Source organism: Olivibacter sitiensis DSM 17696 (assembly GCF_000427965.1).
Classification (GTDB): domain Bacteria; phylum Bacteroidota; class Bacteroidia; order Sphingobacteriales; family Sphingobacteriaceae; genus Olivibacter; species Olivibacter sitiensis.
Window position 1 is genome coordinate 59,243 of sequence record NZ_ATZA01000005.1, and the last position, 19,040, is coordinate 78,282.

The following is a 19,040-nucleotide window of genomic DNA, read 5'->3' on the forward strand; positions in this document are numbered from 1 at the left end:
AATCTCTACGAATCTTCGCCTTCCCCGATGACAGCAATAGATGCGGCGAGACATTGCCTCTCGGCTATTTTTTTAAACGACCAGTTTTATCTCCATTCTTTTGTACAAATTTTCATAGTCAACATATAACTTATCTATATCTCTCCGTACCTCGCTATCGAAGTTTCCCACATCCCGACGCGTATAAGTAGAAATAGGCAGCCCCCGCTTTTGCAAAAAATATTTGGCCACTACCGGATATACGGCATGCATGACATCCATGTGGTCTATGAAAAACTGCTGTGCCTCTTGCACTTGCTCATGAAGTTCGGGCACGTCATAGTTCTTGCACAGCCACACGATCAACTCGGGAAAATAATTGCCCTGAATACAGGAAAGACCCGCTGCGCCAACCCTTAGGGAATCAACCGCATGGGCCATATAGGCATCGTAAAGCCCAAAGGCATCATGTCCTTCTGTGGCTTTAAGCTTCGCCTTTATTGCATCCAGATCCAGGCAAGTATCTTTGTGGTATATCACCCTTCCCGTAGACACAAATGCACCCAATTGCTTGGCCGACAGCACACGTTTGAAGGGATCTGGGCATTCATAAAAACCCAAGGGAATGTTTTCGGTAAGGGTCAACAAATCATATACGTTACTTTCAAAAATGGCATCTTCTACACCGTCTTCTCCCAACATATTAGTGATGACTATTACCGCTTGCACTCCAGTGTCATAGATTTGCTTCACAAAATCGGCCTGTTGCACGGTATTCCCCCCAAAGGTACCCGTTGCTACTACCGGCACTGCACCAGCACTAACATCTACAATATATTTGGTTACCTTCAGGCGTTCTGCCTCGCTGAGCTCAAACATTTCGCTGGAAAGGCAATTGGCAAATAATCCTGCCGCGCCAGCGTTGAGATAGAACTCCGTCAAATGGGTCAAACCATCATAATCGATTGCTCCGTTTTCCTTAAAAGGGGTCAGCATCACAGGAATAAATCCTTTCTCTCTATTCATGGGATAAATACGTATGGAAATTTGTCATTTATAATTGATACCAAACAAAGATATACCGATACCTATGTCCTTTTCTATAGGATATTGGCAGGTATTTATAGGATATTATCGCGCTGTTTCTTTGCGCGAATCCAAGTAATCAATCTCCCCGACAAAAAGATGCTCAAGGTTCCTACGACGATGACCATATTGGCATGTAGCGGATTCCGAAGATAGCTGTACTGCTCGGGAATAAGATAAGAAAAAGTCATCCACACGATGACGCATATACCGATTATTGTCCCCGCTATGGCCTCGGCATTGCCTGTCTTTCTGCTGATGATGCCCAGTAGAAATAATCCCAACATGCCACCTGCGAAGATACCAGATAGCTGCCACCATACATCCAATACGCTTTTGATGCCAATCATGGCCACTCCTGCAAACATGCCGAACAATCCGAAGGCCGTGGTAGCGATATAGAGCAAGCGCAATTGCTGTTTTTCTTTTATATTCGGGTTGATATAGCGTTTATAAATATCTTCGGAAAAAACGGTAGCAGAAGCATTCATTCCCGAACTGATGGTGCTCATGGCTGCCGAAAGTATGGCCGATACGATGAGGCCAACCAAGCCCGTGGGAATCTTGGTGACCATAAAATGGGGCATGACCTTATCGCCATAATCCTCTGGCTTCAAAGTAGCTGCCAACTTTGCTATGTCGCCTGACGTGGCGCTGGCGGAAAGACGTTCGGCAGCGGCCTGTAACTTGACGGGCTCAATCATGTCTGGATTTATCTGGTAATAGGCATACAGGCAAGTGCCGATGATGAAGAACAACAGGGATGCGGGCAAATAAATCCATACGCACAGCCAGATCGATTTACTGGCTTCCCTCGGCGAAGTAGCCGTGTGGTACCGTTGCACGTAATTCTGATCCATGCCAAAATTGTTGAGGTTAATAAAGAAACCATACAAGAGGATAACCCAAAAGCTTGCCTGTGTAAAATCAATATCCCAACTCCCCAAACTGAACTTATGGTCTGCCTTGCCTATTTCCACGATCTTGGAAATGCCTCCGGGCATATTGACTACTACCAAGTATACTATCAGCACGGCACCCAGCGTTTTGATGATCCCTTGTACTACTTCTGTCCAGATCACAGCCTCAATCCCTCCTAAAACAGTGTAAAAGATAATGCAGATGCCGGTCACCAACATAATAAGCTCCATGGAATATCCCGTGAGGGCTTGCAAGCTAAGGGCGATACCGAAAAAAATGGATCCCATTCGCGCCAGCTGGGTAAGCAAAAAACAAATTACGGCATAGCTCCTGGCCCAAGGACCAAAGCGCTTCTCCAGATTGGTATAGGCAGAGACCTCGCCCGTAGCCCTATAAAAAGGAACAAAATACTTGACCGCAACCCAGGCCGCCAATGGCATGGATATACTGAATACGAATGCATTCCAATTCCCCCCAAATGCCTTGCCCGGTACACCGAGAAAAGTATTGCTGCTCAAAAAAGTGGCATAGATGGACAAGCCGATTGCCCAACCCGGTATCATGCCGGAGGCCTTGGTAAACTGATCGGCGCTTTTGTTCTTTCTGGAGAACCATATGCCTACCAATACCATAGCCAAAAGGTATAAAAAGATAATGGCAAGATCTATAATTGGCAGGTTCTTCATAATTTATGACTATAAAATTTATCCCCAAGTATAAGATATCTTGGATAAAGTGTTTCATATATCGCCACTTTATCCTGTTCGGGCAGATAGGTCTGCTCAAATCCCGATGACATGGCCCGCTGAGCACTGGATATATCAGCGTGAATACCGCTCACCACAGCGGCATACATGGCCGCACCCAAGGCACAGGCTTGTTCGCTGCGTACAGTTTTTATGGGCCTGTTCAACACATTGGCCAAGGTCTGCATCACGTAGGGCGATTTTTTGCTGATGCCACCTAGGGCGATAACTTCTTGTACCGGAATACCTTCTTTCTCGAAACGCTCGATAATGGCTCTTGATCCATAAGCGGTGGCTTCGACCAATGCCTTAAATATCCGAGCGGGAGAAGACCCCAAATGCAATCCCGAAAGCACAGCAGTAAGATTCAAATCGACATCTGGTGTACGGCGCCCATTGATCCAGTCCAACGCGATTTCGTCATCTACGGTAAGGGGAACAAGCGCGGCTTCTTTGTTCAACTCGGACAATATGCGGCCGCTCAGGCCATTCTGCTCCTCGGCAGAGAGTTTTTCTGGATATATGTTCGTGAGTGGAAAGCTTAACAAGTTGGCAAACCATTGATATAGATCACCAAAGGCGGATTGTCCTGCCTCAAAGCCGAGCATATCTGGAATGATAGACCCATTCACTTGGCCGCATATACCGCGCACAAACTGCCCTCCATGTTTATCGGTAGGAGCCACCAGCATATCGCACGTAGACGTTCCCATCACTTTCACCAAGCTGTACGGAGCAATACAGGCACCTACAGCACCCATATGTGCGTCAATGGCCCCTACGCCTACTTTTACCGCTGGCGATAGACCTAATTTTTCGGCCCACTGCAACGATATTTTCCCCATGCCATGATCGGCCGTATAGGTGTCTTGGTAGAGCCTATTGCGCAATTGGGCTAGTCGGCCATCGAGCTGTTGCAGAAAATTGGCTGTGGGGAGGCCGCCGAAATCCTGATGCCACATGGCCTTATGCCCTGCCGCGCAACGGCTCCGCTTTATCTCCAAGGGATTGGTATTGCCCGTAAGCACGGCAGATAGCCAGTCGCATTGTTCCACCCATGAAAATGCACGCTGCGATACCGCATTATCCTTGCGGATAATATGGAGGATTTTGGACCAAAACCATTCAGAAGAATAACTCCCACCGACATATTGGGTAAAATCCGTTTCCCAACGCTTTGCCAACTCGTTGATCTCGGCCGCTTCTGCATTGGCCGTGTGATCTTTCCACAAAATGAACATCGCATTCGGATTGTCCGAAAACTCGGGAAGCAGTGAAAGAGGTGTTCCATACTCATCTACCGCAACAGGTGTAGAGCCTGTAGCATCTACGGAAATGCCGACGATGTTGTCCCTGACCTGCTGCGAAACGGAAGTCAATACCGCCCGCAGGCCGCGCTCCATACTTTCCAAATAGTCCAACGGATGCTGGCGAAACTGCGCCTTGGCCGCACTGCAGTATAAACCGGCCGCCCAGCGAGCAAAAGGGGATACGGCCATACCCATTTCTTCACCCGTCAGCGCATCGACCACTAAGGCCCTAACGGAATCTGTCCCAAAGTCTAACCCAATAACATATGTTGATTGCATGCCTGGATAGATTAATGCTCAAAATGTACGTCACCACAAAAATGGACCTGAATACCCAATTCATCCAAGGTCACCGCTTTGATACGGCAGGCGCTATGGGCTTGCTGTTCATCTGTTGCGTATACGACATGAATATGATTGGCCTGATGCCTTGCCATCAGTTGGTCCCTATTGACGCCATGCAATACGGCGTGCATGATAGGCCATTCCGGTGAGGTTGCCTTCCACCGCCTTTCACTTTCTTCGTGAGGCAATTCCAAGGCCTGGCCCACCCCAAGGTCACAATGCAACTCATCGTCCTTCACATAGATACGGCTCCATACGATATAGCCAGCCTTGCTGACTCCCCTGATGGTTCCACCACCCAGACGGAAATACATGGGCGACTGTCGCCAGCTTTCAGCTCCCGCGTAACCCCCATCGAAGTGGGCGGGCGGCACTGCACCAGAAATCAGAAATACCCACACAAATGCATCCGTATATTCGTCTTTATACTGCTCGCCCCATCTGATATCGTGCAAGGTATTTTCACCCTCCATGCCTAACTGTTCCCATAGTTTATAGGTAATGAGGCTATCGATACCCGCACATTCGTCTACTTCGTTGAAATGCGGTAATGCCTTGCCGGCAAATAACTCCTTTCCGTCTTCCGAAAATACGGGAGGCCTATCGGTATTATTGAGCAATCCTTCTACCAAATCGCTGGCCACGGTCAAATCTTTCAGTCCCTGTTGGTACTGTATCCCAATGGTATCGCAACCAAACTCGGCGGCCATACGCGTAGCTGCAACATACATCTTGCATTGTTCCAAAGTCTGCCTTTTGGTCAATTCCGTGGTTTCGTCGGCGCCCCACTTGAATTGCATGCCTCTATTTAGCAACCACTGCAATACGGCCTCTGCCTCTCCATCTGTCACCGTCAACATCCGTGCATATAGCGCTGATTGGCTCAACCTTTCCTTGAAAATGCCCAATTCATGCAACAGGTCATCTGGCACAATGGCATTGTACATACCCATACAGCCTTCATCAAAAACGCCCATAATGGCCTTTTCTGATCGAAATGCCCGTGCGAACTGCCTTCCTATACGTTCTTCTTTCCAAGGAAGCTTCACCAGTTCAAAATCCTTGATGTGACTTGTATCATGCTTCACCGCCCCACTATCCAGCCATTCCCGAAGTCCTTCTTCAAAAAAAGAATCCGTGAAATCCCTGCTCCACAAGGTGCTGAATTTGACGCCTGCTTTGGTGAGCGAACCGTTCAGGTTGAGCATGCCTACCAGTCCAGGCCACTGCCCGCTCCAGTTGGCAACGGTCAGTATCGGCCCCTTATGTGTCGTCAGTCCCGCCAATACATGGTGGGTATATTGCCAAACGCTTTCTGCTACAATAAGTGGGGCATCTGTTGGAATGGCCTTGAAAACCTCTATTCCCATACGTTGCGAGTCTATAAAACCATGTTGTTTTTCTGCATCGTAGGGATGTGCCCGTTGTATCTGATACCCTTGCTTTTCAAGAGCAAGACCCAGCAGTTGTTCCATATCTGCTTGCGCTTTCCAGCAAGATTGATTGGCAGACAAGCGCAAATCGCCACTGGCTACCAGCCACACTACTTTATTTTCCTTGGTGTCCATTATTTGAGGTTTATATGTATCTATTGGCTGCTTGAACAAATAAAGCTTCAAGCCATGGACAAATGTGGGGATATAAGCGGAGGGGTTTGTGGCACTTATTAGCTTTTTTTTGTACTATATTATCATTTACTTGTGAAGTAGCTGGAACATGATTAATTTAGGTTCGTTAATCGCTGGCAAAAAGCCATCGGCGATACAAGAATAACCAATTAAACATTTTACGAATTATTGAAATAGACCTTACGTGCCATGAAACCGCAATTTCATAAAGTCCCCGTACCTCCACAGACCTCGTTCAGTGTGCGACACGATATACAGCAAAATTTCGGAAACATCTGGCATTACCATCCAGAACTGGAACTGCATTATGTCATACGCGGCCGTGGTGTCAAGTTTATAGGTGATAATATCAGCAATTTTGCCCATGGTGAGATCCTCTTGCTAGGAAGCAACCTTCCCCATATGTGGCGCTGCAATGAAGAATATTTTGACGAGGACGCGGCGCACGAAATTGAGGCCATTGTAGTTCATTTCTCTCCTTATTTTTTAGGTAAAGATTTCCTGAATCTGCCAGAGACCTATTTGCTCACAAAACTTTTTGAAAAGGCACGAAAAGGAATGGTTTTTCAGGGCGACACCAGGGAGAAACTGGCTCGACTTATGCATGGCCTGCCGCAGGCCAATGACCTCGATCGCATCATTCGGTTTCTCTCCATTCTTCGCCTTCTGTCCGAAACGGAAGAGTATGTGCCGCTGGCATCGGCTCACGCTTTCTACCAATCCAATGAACTGGATATTATACGTCTGAACAAAATATGCAACTACACCCTGCAGCATTATAAAAAAGAGATCTCCCTACAGGAGATCGCTTCCATAAGCAACCTGAGCATCACTTCCTTTTGCCGTTATTTTAAGCTGATGACCAACAAGACCTATTATGACTTCCTGATAGAGATCCGCATTAGCCATGCCTGCAGGATGCTGGTGGAAGACAAACTGCCCATTGACATGATCTGCTTCGAATGCGGCTTCAATAACGTTTCCAATTTCTATCGGCACTTCAAGAAAGTAACCGCCATCACGCCAAGAGACTACAAAATGAAGTATTTGGATTTGGCGGTCAGTTGAATGGGGTGGGTTAGTCCTGTCTACTCCACCTCCAATTCTACCGTCACAGGCTTCAACCAAGTGCTCGAAAACTCGACCTGTACCGCCCCCTTTTCTCCAGTTGCCTGTATATAGGCCAGCAACCTGCCGTGATAAGCACGCTGCTCGTCGTCGCGATAGTCACCCATATCCGCATTATTGCTAGCCTCCAGACCAAGAAGCTTGGCAGGCCCCACAATACGGCAACGGATATTGTCATCGGCAAGAATTACGGGAAGCCCCTTTTCATCTACGATTTCCACGGTAATATGTGCTAGATCCTTGTCCTTCGCCAAGGTTGCGCGGTCTACGCTTGCCTTGAGCTGGTACGGTCTGTCTGAGGTATGGATGGCATAGCGTGCCTTTTCATCCCCGCGTTCAAGCCCCACGACTTCAAGCTTGCCCGGCTGATAGGGAATATCCCAAGAGATAATTCCTGTTCCATCATCATAGTCCTTCGTTTTGCCGACGACATTGCCATTCAGCAAAAGCTGTGCCTGTGGGCAGTTGGTGTAGCACACCACGCGTATGGTATCGCCTGCTTTGTAATTCCATATCGGCCAGGCATCCATAGACAGGTTTCTCCTATTGCGACCCAAGGGATAAGTACCGATATAGGCCACTGGCTTTTCTGCCCAAAGGGCCTGACGAAAGTATCCTCTGGGTTTAATGAAACCACCCAAATCCAACAACCCGGAATAAAAACCGCGTGACGGCCACCTACCCGATTCTCCTAGGTAATCTATCCCCGTCCAAAGAAACTGCCCGAAGATGTATTCGCTGTCGCGTACGGCTTTCCAGGCATCTATATCGTGCCTGTTCTCGCTGCCGTAGATAATCCTTTCGGGGTAGGTTTTATGATCTCGCGCATAGCGGTCTTCGGTATAATTGTATCCTGCAACGTCAAGAGCACCGGGGTAATCCGTGAAATTGGACATCACCACGCCTGCGAGTGCTGCCGTAACTGGCCGCGAAGTATCATGCGCCTTCACTACTTTCACCAGTCGTTTGGCTATTTCTCCCAATTCTTCTGCGTTTGGCCTTTCCGGCTGATAGCCGCCATATACCTTTTGACCTATGTTTGCGGTATCCAAGACGGGATGGGTGTAGGGATCGTTGGGATAATCCACTTCATTGCCTATGCTCCACAGGATAATGGAGGGATGTCGCTTGTCACGAAGCACCATATCGCGCAAATCCGTTTCGCCCCATTCATCAAAATAGCTGGCATAGCCGTCATAACTCGGTGTACCGACGTTCCAGCCCTCCACCCATTTGCGCTTCGGCTTTCTCCATTCGTCAAAAGCTTCGTCCATTACCAACAGGCCCAACTCGTCACACAGGTCGTACACGTCCGTAGCCTGCGGGTTGTGGCTCAAACGAATGGCATTGCAACCTATTTCTTTCAGTTGTTTCAAGCGGCGTTCCCATACTTGCCTGGGTACTGCCGATCCCAGCACGCCCGCGTCATGGTGTATACACACCCCCTTCAACTTCATCCATTCGCCATTGAGTGCGAATCCTTTATCGGCATCGAATGTGGTGGTTCTTATCCCTACTGTAGTCCACTCTTCATCTACCACTTTGCCGTCTTGCACAATGGTTGTTTTCAAGGTATAGAGATTTGGGCTGCGCACCGACCAAAGTTTTGCCGAGGGCACTTGCATTTCTACGGGTACGTCCGCCGTTCCTCCCGATTCAACTGCTGCCTTCACCTGCTTTTTAACCAAGATCTTGTCACTTCCCTTTTCGGTAAGCTCTTGTAGAATGCTGACATTGGCCTTGTTTGCCGCTGTATTCTTTACCTTGGTATTGACGGCGAGCCTTGCCTTGCCCGACTGAACACTCTTGGTTTCATAGCCAGTCCCCCAAACGTCAATATGAACGGGGCTGGCATAGATGAGTTGTACGTCCCTATAAATACCCGACCCCGTGTACCACCGGGAGTCGTTGTACTTGCTGTGGTCCACCTTTACGGTGAAAGTATTTTCTTCACCAAAGCGGATAAAGGGCGTTATATCGTAATAAAAGGATACATAGCCATTTGGTCGTTTGCCGAGGAGCTTCCCATTGAGGTATACTTCGCTATTGTTGTATACTCCTTCGAAATAGATATATACTTGCCTGTCCCTTTGACCGGTTTCTGGCACAAAGGTCTTCCTGTACCAAGCGATACCTCCGGGCAGGTAGCCCGTGGCACTGCCAAGGGACGGACTCAAGGGAGCTTCCACCGACCAGTCGTGGGGAAGGTCGAGCGTACGCCAATCCTTTTCATCGCTCTTTTCAGGTAATTCTCCCGGATGGAATTGCCAATTGTTGCTGAACGGTTGAATTTCCCTCGCTGGCTGGGCCAATAAAGGACATGAAAACAGAAGGCTTAGCGCCCATAGGAAAATAATTGCTCGGTGTTTCATATATCTATTCTATTGAATCGTCTATTTACAAATAAAGGAAAGCTCTTTTTAATATCCGGGATTTTGTTCCAATTGTCCACCTGAAGCCAATATTTCAGCCCTTGGTATGGGTAGCCAATAGTGTTTATCGGCAAAGCTTCTTCCATCCAACGCCGTCTTTCTGGTATATGTGTAACCAGAAGTTGTTCTAACGACGTCCATCCCATATGCGGGTACATTCTCTGTTATGTTGGCAATCATCCAACGACGTACATCATAGAAACGATGCTCCTCAAAAGCCAGCTCCACCCTCCTTTCATTGCGAATGGCCCGGCGCATGGCTTCCTGGGAAAGGCCTGTAGGCAAGGCAGGCATATCCACACCTACCCGGGCTCGGACCAGGTTCACGGCCTGTCGGGCAGACATGCTTCCCCCAGCTGGTACCGCGTCCGATCCATAAGCCTCATTGGCGGCTTCCGCAAAGTTGAGCAATATTTCCGCATACCGGAAATAGATCCATGGCTGAAAACCGGCATTGCCCCACGGATTTTGCAATGGGTAGCTGTCGTTCATGAACTTCTTGAGATAATAGCCCGTTTTGGTCGTATTCCAATTATCGTTGCCATCGCGACTGTCTCGACCACCAGGGGTAAAGGTCTCCACGGCTCTTCCCCGGTATTGATTTCCGTTGTAGAGAATAGTCGCCGCAAATCTAGGGTCACGGTTATCATAGGGATTTCCTTCATCATAGCCCGATGCCGTATTTATGGAACCATCTTCATTAAAGGGGTTCAATCCGTTTCGCATTTGATAGGCGTCTACCAGATTTTGTAGCGGCGTATTTCCCGCCCAACCTCCGTAACCATTCGGCCCATTGGCTATCTCCAAGTGTACGTGATTGGCATTTCTGGTGTAATGCCTTGCAAAAATGGTCTCGCTCGTCTCATCTACTAGAAACAAGTTGCTGTAACCTCCGCTATATATACTGTACTTGTTAAGGGCAATCACCTCTTGAGCGGCAGATACGGCATCTTCCCAGGTGCCCGCATTATATAGTGGGCTTGCGGCATAGAGTGCAAGCCGTGATTTCAGGGCCAAGGCAGCCCCTTTTGTGGCTCTTCCCAGCCGCCAAGAAGCGCCATTGTCCAATGGCAATTTTGTCGCTGCGTCATCCAACTGGGCCATGGTATAGTCTATCCCTTCCCCAATACTTACTCGCTGGAACAAGATAGGATCTTGTAAGTCGTCCGTAAGGTCAAAAACCGTATCGCCCAGCAATACTACTCGGCCGTAATTCCTGATTAGGTCATGATACCGAAATGCCCTTATGAATTTCAGTTCACCTTCCAGCATCGTTTTTCTGGCTTCACTCATTTCGATGTTTGCCAGTACGCTGAGGGCATAGTTGCACTCCCTGATACTACGGTAGCTGCGAGCCCACAGTACACCTGCATTGCCCAGGTTTTCCGGTGCCAATTGACCCCGTTGAACTAGCCAGGTGGCATCGTCATTGTTGTAGATGGACTCGTCTGTTAGCGAGCTCCACATGGCATATTCAAATCCCCTTCCGAAGCCGGGGTCTGTTCCATCTCCTTCCTTGTCCTGTAGCCTGGCACCGATATACCTATTGGTAATATAGGCTTCCAGAACAGCGGTATCGGCTTCAATGGCACTGGTCGCAATCCGATCGGTTGGATCCACATTGAGAAAATCCTTGTTGCAGGCGGTCAGCGATATGATAATGGCCAAGCCGGCAAGTATACGGTTCGTGTTTTTATTTAATGCATTCATCTTCTTCTCGATTAAAATTTGACATTTACGCCTAGGTTTACGATTCGCTGCTGTGGATAGAACTGCCCGCTACCGCTAGATCCTTCGGGATCGTAATCCTCGACCTTGGTGATGGTAAACAGGTTGAATCCACTGGCATAGAAGCGCAAACCGCTAACCTTAATCCTCTCCAGAAAAGGTGCTTTTACATTGTACCCCAGCTCCACGTTCTTGAGGCGCAAGAAAGAAGCATCGTTCAGCCAGAACGTATTGTTGTATTGCCCTCCGCTGATAGCGTTCGACGCGCGCTCGGTCACCCTTGGGAATGTCCCTTCAGGATTGCTGATGCTGTAGCGATTATCTGCCCAGCTGCTGTAGAAGTTACCCACACTGCCCGATTCCGGGAGTACATACTGCGAAACCCTACCTTGGCCTGCGAACAATACCGAAATATCGAAGTTCCTATATCCCGCATTGAGCGAAAAGCCATAAGTGATTTCCGGTATATTGCCATATTTTGTCCTAAGCATATCGTCCGCGTTGATTACGCCGTCACCGTTATAATCTTCATAAATAAGGTCGCCCAGTTTGGCTCCGGTAACATGCGGATAGGCGTCCAGATCTTCCTGGGTACGGAACATGCCTATACTGTTGTACAACAGGTAGGTGTTCATGGGAAGCCCCGTTTGCCTTTGGTAGTCCAATGTGCCGCTAGCCTCGTCTATGAAGATAATCTTGCTCTTGGCGTAAGTAAGGTTGGCAGATACTCCCCAACTAAATTCACCAAGTTTTTGGAAACCCAAAGTGCCTTCCAAACCACTGCTGTTCACTTTGCCTATATTTTCGGACGGAACCAGCGGATCCGAATCAAATGGGTTAACAATACCCGAAGACCCCGGTAATGAAGCATTTCGTGTGGCAAGGATGTCAGAACGCTTTTGTTGGAAGTAAATGGCTTCCAGCGTAAAATATTTCAGGAAAGCGGCATTAATTCCTATATCCAGTTTTTTGGCTACTTCCCACGTAATATTTGGATTGGCTAATTTGGCCAAACTAACATTAGGCTGGATGATGGGCATTCCATCGTTGACGGCCACAAAACCATTGCCGACCAGCACATAGTTGTCGAAATACTGAAAAGCATTCACATTGTCGTTCCCCAAAGAACCGTAAGATGCCCGCAATTTCAGGTCGTCTACAAAAGATATGGACTCATTGAACCAATCTTCTTTTGAGATACGCCAACCGACGGATGCCGATGGGAAATAGCCCCACTGCTTGCCTTCGGGAAAGATGGAAGATCCATCCACCCGCAACTGGCCTTCAAAGAGGTAACGCTCGTCAAAATTGTAGGCCAGGCGGCTAATCACGCTTCTCCTGTTGTACCTGGAGCTGTAGCCCGAATTGAGGTAGTCTGTAGCTGCAGAACCTCCTTGGGACAGCTCTGGCAATAAAGTGGAAAGGTAATTGAAGCGTTGCGCATCGAAATATTCCAAGAGATTGCTGCTCTGTTCGTAACCCACAAAAGCATCTACATTATGCTTTCCTATTGCCTTGACGTAATTCAGCTTGATATTGGAAGTGATGAGGGATTCCTGTGTTTGCGACTCGGTAAGGGTAGCGGCATTGTTATTGCCACCCACGATGACGCTGTTGTATTCGCCATCATTGTAACTATACAATAGATAGGGCTTACTGAAGCTCTTGCTGAAGGTGTTGGACTTGTCCACCGAGAAAAAGCCATCTACCGATAGGCCGTCCACCCCCGGGATCTGATAGCTTCCCCTCAAGATACCGTTCAATACCTGCTTGGGTGAATTGGCCGTTCCCGCTATATCTGTTACCTGCACTGCCGGGTTATTGTTTTCTATACCGGTGGTAGGCAACCCGTTGGGATAATAAGCCGCAATGATGGGTTTTGCCCTATAGATAGACCTGAATATATCGCCGGCGCCCACCTGTGGAAAGGTGCGGTCTTCTTGCCTTCCAGATAGCGACAGGCTCATCTTGAAACGTTCATTGATATTGGCATCTACATTAGACCTGAAATTGTACTGTTTATATTTCGTTGCGCCATCCTTGTATATGGCATCTTGATTTATCAGGCCCAAGGATAGGAAATACTTGACATCCTCGTTGCCACCATTGACAGATAAGTTGTGCTGGTTTTGCAATGCGGTATTTTTCAATGTCGCATCAATCCAGTCCTGATTGGGGTAAAAAAGCGGATCGGATCCATCCCTGAATTTTTGAATTTCCTCTTCTGTATAGGCCTGATTGAGGCCACCGGCAGGATTGGCATCATAATTTATTTCGTTCATGATCTGCGCATAGGTAGGTGCGTCAGCCATCTTTGGTAAGCGAGTGGGAGAGCTGAACCCTTGATTGAAGCTGTAGCTGATGGTGGGTTTCCCGCTTTTCCCTCGCTTGGTCGTCACCAGTATGACACCATTGGCCGCCCTGTTGCCATAGATGGCAGCAGAGGCGTCTTTTAGGACGGATACGCTCTCTATGTCGTTTGGATCCAAACGTTCCAAACCGCCAATCTGCCCAGGTATGCCATCTACCACCACCAAGACACTGTTGCTCCCGGTGGTTGCCAATCCACGGATGGTGATATTCGATCCGTCATAGCCCGGCTCGCCACTGCGGTTGTTGATGACCACACCGGAGAAACGACCCGCCAAAGAATTGGATAGATTGGGCTGCGGACTTTTTACGATATCGGCTCCTTTCACCTCGGAGATTGAACCCGTTACGGTTGCTTTTTTCTGGGTACCATATCCCACTACGACCACCTCGCCCAGGGATTGGGCATCAGCCTTCAATACCACGTCGATACGCTGCTGCCCACCGATTTCTACTTCCTGCGGCATATAGCCCACATAGCTAAAGACCAATACCACGCTACCATCTGGCACCAGCAGTTGATACATACCCTCTTCGTTAGTGGTGGTTCCCGTACCGGCATTCTTCACCTTAATACTAACTCCGGGCAAAGGCAATCCATCCTCATCGGTAACTTTTCCGGTAATGCTCCGTTGATTTTGGTTAGCATGTGCCTCCCTGCTCTCGGCGTAGCTATTTGGTGCCAAGTAAAATCCGCTCGTCATGAGCGCTAAGGTAATGAGCGCGCATCGGCAATAGGCCGGTACATGCTTAAGCTCGTAGATAATGTTCATTGTTCTTAATTTGGTTAATAATTGAGCTTCGAACACCGAGCGCCCTGTCACTGCCCACGAGGTATCGAAACTATTACAATTGGCTTTTAGTAGGGACAAATGTCGTTCATACGCCAAGCCCAAGTGAGGGGGATATCTGAAAAAAACAGGGGGTAATCTTCAATTTTGTATCAATTGGGATGATAGATGCCATGGAACGGCTTTCTGTATTTTTTGATATAGGCCGAGGGGTTCATGCCATACTGCTTGGCAAATTGTTCCCTGAAATACTTCAAATCGCGAATGCCGACCCTATCTGCCACCTCATATATCGTGGCATCGGTATTCAGGAACAACCTGGCAGCCTGCTGCAACCTTATGGTTCGGATGAAGGCGTTCAAGGTTAGCCCATTGATGCTTTTTATGTGGTTGGATAAAGTGGCATAGGTCATCCCGCATGAGGCAGCGAGCTTTTGCACATTGAACTTCTCGTCATCTATATTTTTTTCCACAATGGCGATGCACTTCTCGAGCAATGCCTTCTCCTCTGGCGATATTTTTTGGTAATCCAATGTCCCGGCTATCCCATTGTAGAAATATTCTTTCAGATTGTTTCTTGTCTTCAACAAACTGCTCACTTTTGCCCGTAATACTTCCTTGTCAAAAGGCTTGATGATGTAATCGTCTGCTCCCTTATGAAGTCCATCCAATTGGGTTTCCACACTATGCATGGCGGTGAGCAATATGATTGGGATATGCCTTGTGGCATCATCACTTTTCAATGCCTGACAGAACTCTATGCCATTGCTGTGTTTCATCATGATGTCGCACAAAATAATGTCTGGCAATATTTCCTTCATGATTTCCTGTGCCTCGTCTACCTCATGTACCGCAATCACTTCATATAAAGGCTCAAAAAAGTCATGCAGGTAGTGTGTCATTTCCGCGTCATCATCTACAACGAGCATTTTGATGGTCGATATAGTTCCCCCTGCCAATTTCATTTTTTCTACCGGTGCACACTTATCGTCCACTACCATTAAGGTACTCGGCCCGACAGCTTGTGTCATTTCTGCCCTCTCAGGGTCATTGGCAGGTTTTTCCTTTCCAGTAGGCATGTCAATCAGGAAGCACGTTCCTTTCCCCAGTTCACTCTGGTAGCTAATGATCCCTCGATGCATTTCCACAAAATATTTCACCATCCATAAGCCTACGCCAAAACCCTGCATCATGGGGTGATGCTGGTCTTGCTCCTTATGGTGTACAAATTGCTCAAAAAGTCGGTCGCCGATGGCTTTGTCTATACCGCATCCACTGTCCTTAACGTGTATGATCAATCGATCATTTCCTTCGGGGTTGATCGTTATCCTTATCCAGCCGCTCTTCGTAAACTTCACCGCGTTAAACACCAAATTGAACAGCACGATTTCCAGCTTCTCCCTATCGGCCAAAACAGGCATGGATGATTCATGGGTCTCCAAAATCAAGGCTATTCCTTTTTGCTTGGCCTGATGCTCAAAACAACTCAACACATCATTGGCCAATGCCACAACATCCACATTTTCCAAGGAGAGACTTTCTTTGCCCGCCCCTCCTTTGCTGATGGTCAATACCTGATTGGACAGGCGCAACAGCCTGTTGGTATTGATATACAATGTATTGAGAGAGGGAGCTATTTGCTGCTTGATGCCGTTATTATGCAATAAATCCTTCACCGGATTCAATATCAATGTCAATGTTGACCTGAACTCATGAGAAAGGCGCATATAAAAATTGATTTTAACCTCATTGAGCTCCTTATCTTTCTCATGTTCTAGCTGGCTTATCTTCAATTGATATTTCAGCTCCTGTTTCTGCCTCTTATAGCGCATATAGAAAAAGACAAGGCAAGAAATCGTTGAAAGGTAGAAAAGGTAGGCCCACCATGTCCTGTACCAGGGCGGGAGTACTTGTATGCGTAAGCTCCGCATGCTTTTTTCCAATACAGTACCGGCATGCTCCAAAGCCACCTCAAAAGTGTAATCTCCAGGTGCCAGATAATGGTATGTTGCCGATTGGTTGTCGTGCACAAAATTCCATTCCTTATCCAAGCCTTTTAAGCGGTAGACAAAATTCGTTTCTCCAGACATACCGAAGTCCAAGGCAGCATATTGTAAGGTGAACGTAGACTGATCGGGATTTAACACAATGCCTTCGGTGTCATTTATGGATTTACTTAGAATGGAATATCCCTTTTCCCCGGCTATGGGAACCTCCTTACCAAAGACCTCCAGTCCCGTGAAAATAATGGGATAGGTATTCCTTTCTATTTCCAGTGCCGACGGATCGAAATAGGTCAGTCCACCGGTACCTCCAAAAAACAACTGCCTCCTAGCGGGACTATAAAGCACGGACCTGGGATTGAAGATACCCGATTGTAGGCCTGCCATGGAACTATAGTTATGGATCTCCGTGGTTTTCCTACCAATGCTACTAAGTCCTTTATTGGTACTTACCCAACACTGTCTTGCATCATCTCCGATGACTGCCAATACCGTATTGCTGGCAAGCCCCTTGCTTTCGTTATAGGACTGGATGATTTCCCTACTGTCCATATCGCACACGAGCAATCCATTGCCCTCTGTCGCAATCCACAGTTTTCCATCTTCCCTTACGTACAAATCATAAATCACCTCTGCATTCAGTCGGCAATAAGTATCGTCTTTTAGGAGATAAGCTGAAAAGCGTTCCTTTTTGGGGTCAAAATATGTGATGCCAGCACCATATGTACCGATAATGAGATTGCCCTTTTCATCTTCTACGATGGAGCGTATGTCATTGGACGGGATACTACTATTATGCTGCGCATACTGCGTGAATTTTCCGGTAGACGCATTCAACTTATGAAGTCCCCCGCCGTTTGTTCCTATCCACAATTGATGATCATGGTCTTCATATATCGCACGTACATCATTCACTGCCAAGCTTCCTTTCTCCTGCTGGTCATGCAAATACGATTTAAAGGAATTGCTTTCCGGACGAAAAAGCAGCAAGCCCCCGTTATAGGTACCAAACCACAAGCGATGGGCATGATCTTTGAAACCTACCAAGATGGCATTGTCTGTGATGCCGCTCCCATCTCCTTGTTTAAAATGTTTCAGCAAACGATTTTGCCTGTCTACCACAAAGAGTCCATGTCCATCCGTTCCCAAAAAGAGGTTGTCGTTTTCATCTTCTGTTATCCCATAAAAACGCATCTCCTTGGCCATCTCTGGCGGCAACAACCGTGTTTTGGGAAAATTGGAAAAATCGTATTTTGGTTTTGCCAGCAAAAACAACCCATCTCCATATGTTCCTGCCCATAAGTTTTGGTCGCGGTCGAAAAACAAGGTAGGAACAGATCTTTTGGTAATTCCATGGGGACGCAAATCATCGTTATTATCTATATTCCTAAAACCCATTACCTCGATGGTACCACCTTCAACCGTTCTAACATCCATTTTGTAGCAACCCCCATCCTGCAATCCGACGTATATCTGATCCATGGCATCGACAGCAGTGGATAAAAAACGGTCATTGGGCAGCCCAAACGCAGTGCCCTTTACCCATTTATGGGTTCCTGCTCTTGAATCATAAATCAAGAGTCCCTTATCGGTAGCCACAAACATTCGCCCGTTCTTATCCTCAAAAAATTGATGCACTCTAAAATGGGCATCCACGCTTTGCAGCTTATCGAACGCCGAGAGATGCTTCATTTCTTTGCCTCGCACCTGGAACACTTGAAACCCATGGCCTTGGGTACCAATCCATAGACGCCCTTTGCTGTCTTCAAAACAAGACGTGGTCATATTTGACCGTAAGCCCAAAAGACTCTCGGTAGTGTACCGGATAAAATCGCCATTTTGTTTATCAAATCGATAGATTCCAAGACCATTTGCCGAAATCCAAAGTATGGTTGAATTGGCACTTTTACCAATGGCTCCTACATCCATTTTGTATTGCCCACTGGTCCCTTCCAATATGGGATAATGGGTAAAAGATTCCAACTGGCTATTGAACTTACTGATTCCCGTACGCGAAGTAAGCCAGAGAACCCCGTCCGCATCCATCAAAACGGCCTGCACATAGTTGCCAGCAAGCCCTTCATTCCATTTGGCATCGTATTTGAAATTTTTGAAATACTTACCATCGAAACGACTAAGCCCATCTTCGGTCGCAACCCACACAAAGCCCGTGCTATCCTGTGCAATTCCATTGACGTTATTGAAGGCCAAACCGTGCTGCAGGGTATATTGATATACCTTGTAATTAGGCGTCTCCGTAGGTTTTTGAAATTTCGCCCCACCTATTGATATAAATAGACTTAGAATAGTTATTATCACAATTTTGGTTTTATATCAGCAAGTTCGTGTTTACCCGAATGATCTCGCTGTTAAAGATAAGGATATTTCGATTATCCAAGAATAAGATGAGGCTTGGCATCAATAAGAATTAGCAGGTCGGTTTTGACAAACAATTGATTTTAACCGCTATAAAAGGTACAATTGACAATTAAAATATTTTTTACTATGGTTAGCCTTTCGTGGATGGCCGTGAGCTAACTGAACCGAATGGCGAAATAACGGCACGCCGTCGA

At 47.3% G+C, this 19,040-nt stretch carries 9 protein-coding genes; 1 reads left to right on the forward strand and 8 read right to left on the reverse strand.

Going from position 1 to position 19,040, the window contains the following annotated elements:
* Positions 1 to 72: 72 nt before the first annotated feature.
* The 4 genes from A37S_RS0104450 to A37S_RS0104465 all read right to left on the reverse strand — a co-directional run bounded on the left by A37S_RS0104450 (position 73) and on the right by A37S_RS0104465 (position 5,955).
* Positions 73 to 1,005 (reverse strand): dihydrodipicolinate synthase family protein, encoded by a 933-nt coding sequence (locus A37S_RS0104450; RefSeq protein WP_036601259.1) that lies wholly within the window; start codon positions 1,003 to 1,005, stop codon positions 73 to 75.
* A gap of 95 nt (positions 1,006 to 1,100) precedes the next feature.
* Complete coding sequence (locus A37S_RS0104455) at positions 1,101 to 2,672, reverse strand: sodium:solute symporter family protein (RefSeq protein WP_028295938.1); 1,572 nt, start codon at positions 2,670 to 2,672, stop codon at positions 1,101 to 1,103.
* Positions 2,669 to 4,321 carry a ribulokinase gene (locus A37S_RS0104460; RefSeq protein WP_028295939.1) on the reverse strand — a complete coding sequence of 551 codons (1,653 nt, stop codon included), beginning with the start codon at positions 4,319 to 4,321 and terminating at the stop codon, positions 2,669 to 2,671. The genes A37S_RS0104455 and A37S_RS0104460 overlap by 4 nt, the downstream gene beginning before the upstream one ends.
* An 11-nt stretch (positions 4,322 to 4,332) precedes the next feature.
* Positions 4,333 to 5,955: a fucose isomerase gene (locus A37S_RS0104465; protein WP_028295940.1), complete on the reverse strand. Its 1,623-nt coding sequence runs from the start codon at positions 5,953 to 5,955 to the stop codon at positions 4,333 to 4,335.
* Between the two features lie 249 nt (positions 5,956 to 6,204).
* Between A37S_RS0104465 and A37S_RS0104470 the strand changes: the two genes are divergently transcribed.
* Positions 6,205 to 7,083, forward strand: a complete 879-nt coding sequence (locus A37S_RS0104470) for an AraC family transcriptional regulator (RefSeq protein WP_028295941.1) — start codon at positions 6,205 to 6,207, stop codon at positions 7,081 to 7,083.
* Between the two features lie 20 nt (positions 7,084 to 7,103).
* Here A37S_RS0104470 and A37S_RS0104475 read toward each other — a convergent pair whose 3' ends face one another.
* The 4 genes from A37S_RS0104475 to A37S_RS0104490 form a co-directional block, all read right to left on the reverse strand.
* Positions 7,104 to 9,515 carry a glycoside hydrolase family 2 TIM barrel-domain containing protein gene (locus tag A37S_RS0104475; protein WP_028295942.1) on the reverse strand — a complete coding sequence of 804 codons (2,412 nt, stop codon included), beginning with the start codon at positions 9,513 to 9,515 and terminating at the stop codon, positions 7,104 to 7,106.
* Positions 9,516 to 9,563: 48 nt separating this feature from the next.
* The gene (locus A37S_RS0104480) at positions 9,564 to 11,285 is read right to left on the reverse strand and encodes a RagB/SusD family nutrient uptake outer membrane protein (RefSeq protein ID WP_028295943.1); all 1,722 of its coding nucleotides are present in this window, start codon (positions 11,283 to 11,285) and stop codon (positions 9,564 to 9,566) included.
* 11 nt (positions 11,286 to 11,296) lie between these two features.
* Complete coding sequence (locus A37S_RS0104485) at positions 11,297 to 14,446, reverse strand: SusC/RagA family TonB-linked outer membrane protein (RefSeq protein WP_028295944.1); 3,150 nt, start codon at positions 14,444 to 14,446, stop codon at positions 11,297 to 11,299.
* Positions 14,447 to 14,616: 170 nt separating this feature from the next.
* Complete coding sequence (locus A37S_RS0104490) at positions 14,617 to 18,786, reverse strand: hybrid sensor histidine kinase/response regulator transcription factor (RefSeq protein ID WP_028295945.1); 4,170 nt, start codon at positions 18,784 to 18,786, stop codon at positions 14,617 to 14,619.
* Positions 18,787 to 19,040 lie beyond the last annotated feature (254 nt).

Bases quoted from the DNA above. Each gene is read 5' to 3' on its own strand.
- A37S_RS0104480 (WP_028295943.1), bottom strand. From the start codon at position 11,285: ATGAATGCATTAAATAAAAACACGAACCGTATACTTGCCGGCTTGGCC.
- A37S_RS0104470 (WP_028295941.1), top strand. From the start codon at position 6,205: ATGAAACCGCAATTTCATAAAGTCCCCGTACCTCCACAGACCTCGTTC.
- A37S_RS0104460 (WP_028295939.1), bottom strand. From the start codon at position 4,321: ATGCAATCAACATATGTTATTGGGTTAGACTTTGGGACAGATTCCGTT.
- A37S_RS0104465 (WP_028295940.1), bottom strand. From the start codon at position 5,955: ATGGACACCAAGGAAAATAAAGTAGTGTGGCTGGTAGCCAGTGGCGAT.
- A37S_RS0104455 (WP_028295938.1), bottom strand. From the start codon at position 2,672: ATGAAGAACCTGCCAATTATAGATCTTGCCATTATCTTTTTATACCTT.
- A37S_RS0104475 (WP_028295942.1), bottom strand. From the start codon at position 9,515: ATGAAACACCGAGCAATTATTTTCCTATGGGCGCTAAGCCTTCTGTTT.
- A37S_RS0104450 (WP_036601259.1), bottom strand. From the start codon at position 1,005: ATGAATAGAGAGAAAGGATTTATTCCTGTGATGCTGACCCCTTTTAAG.
- A37S_RS0104485 (WP_028295944.1), bottom strand. From the start codon at position 14,446: ATGAACATTATCTACGAGCTTAAGCATGTACCGGCCTATTGCCGATGC.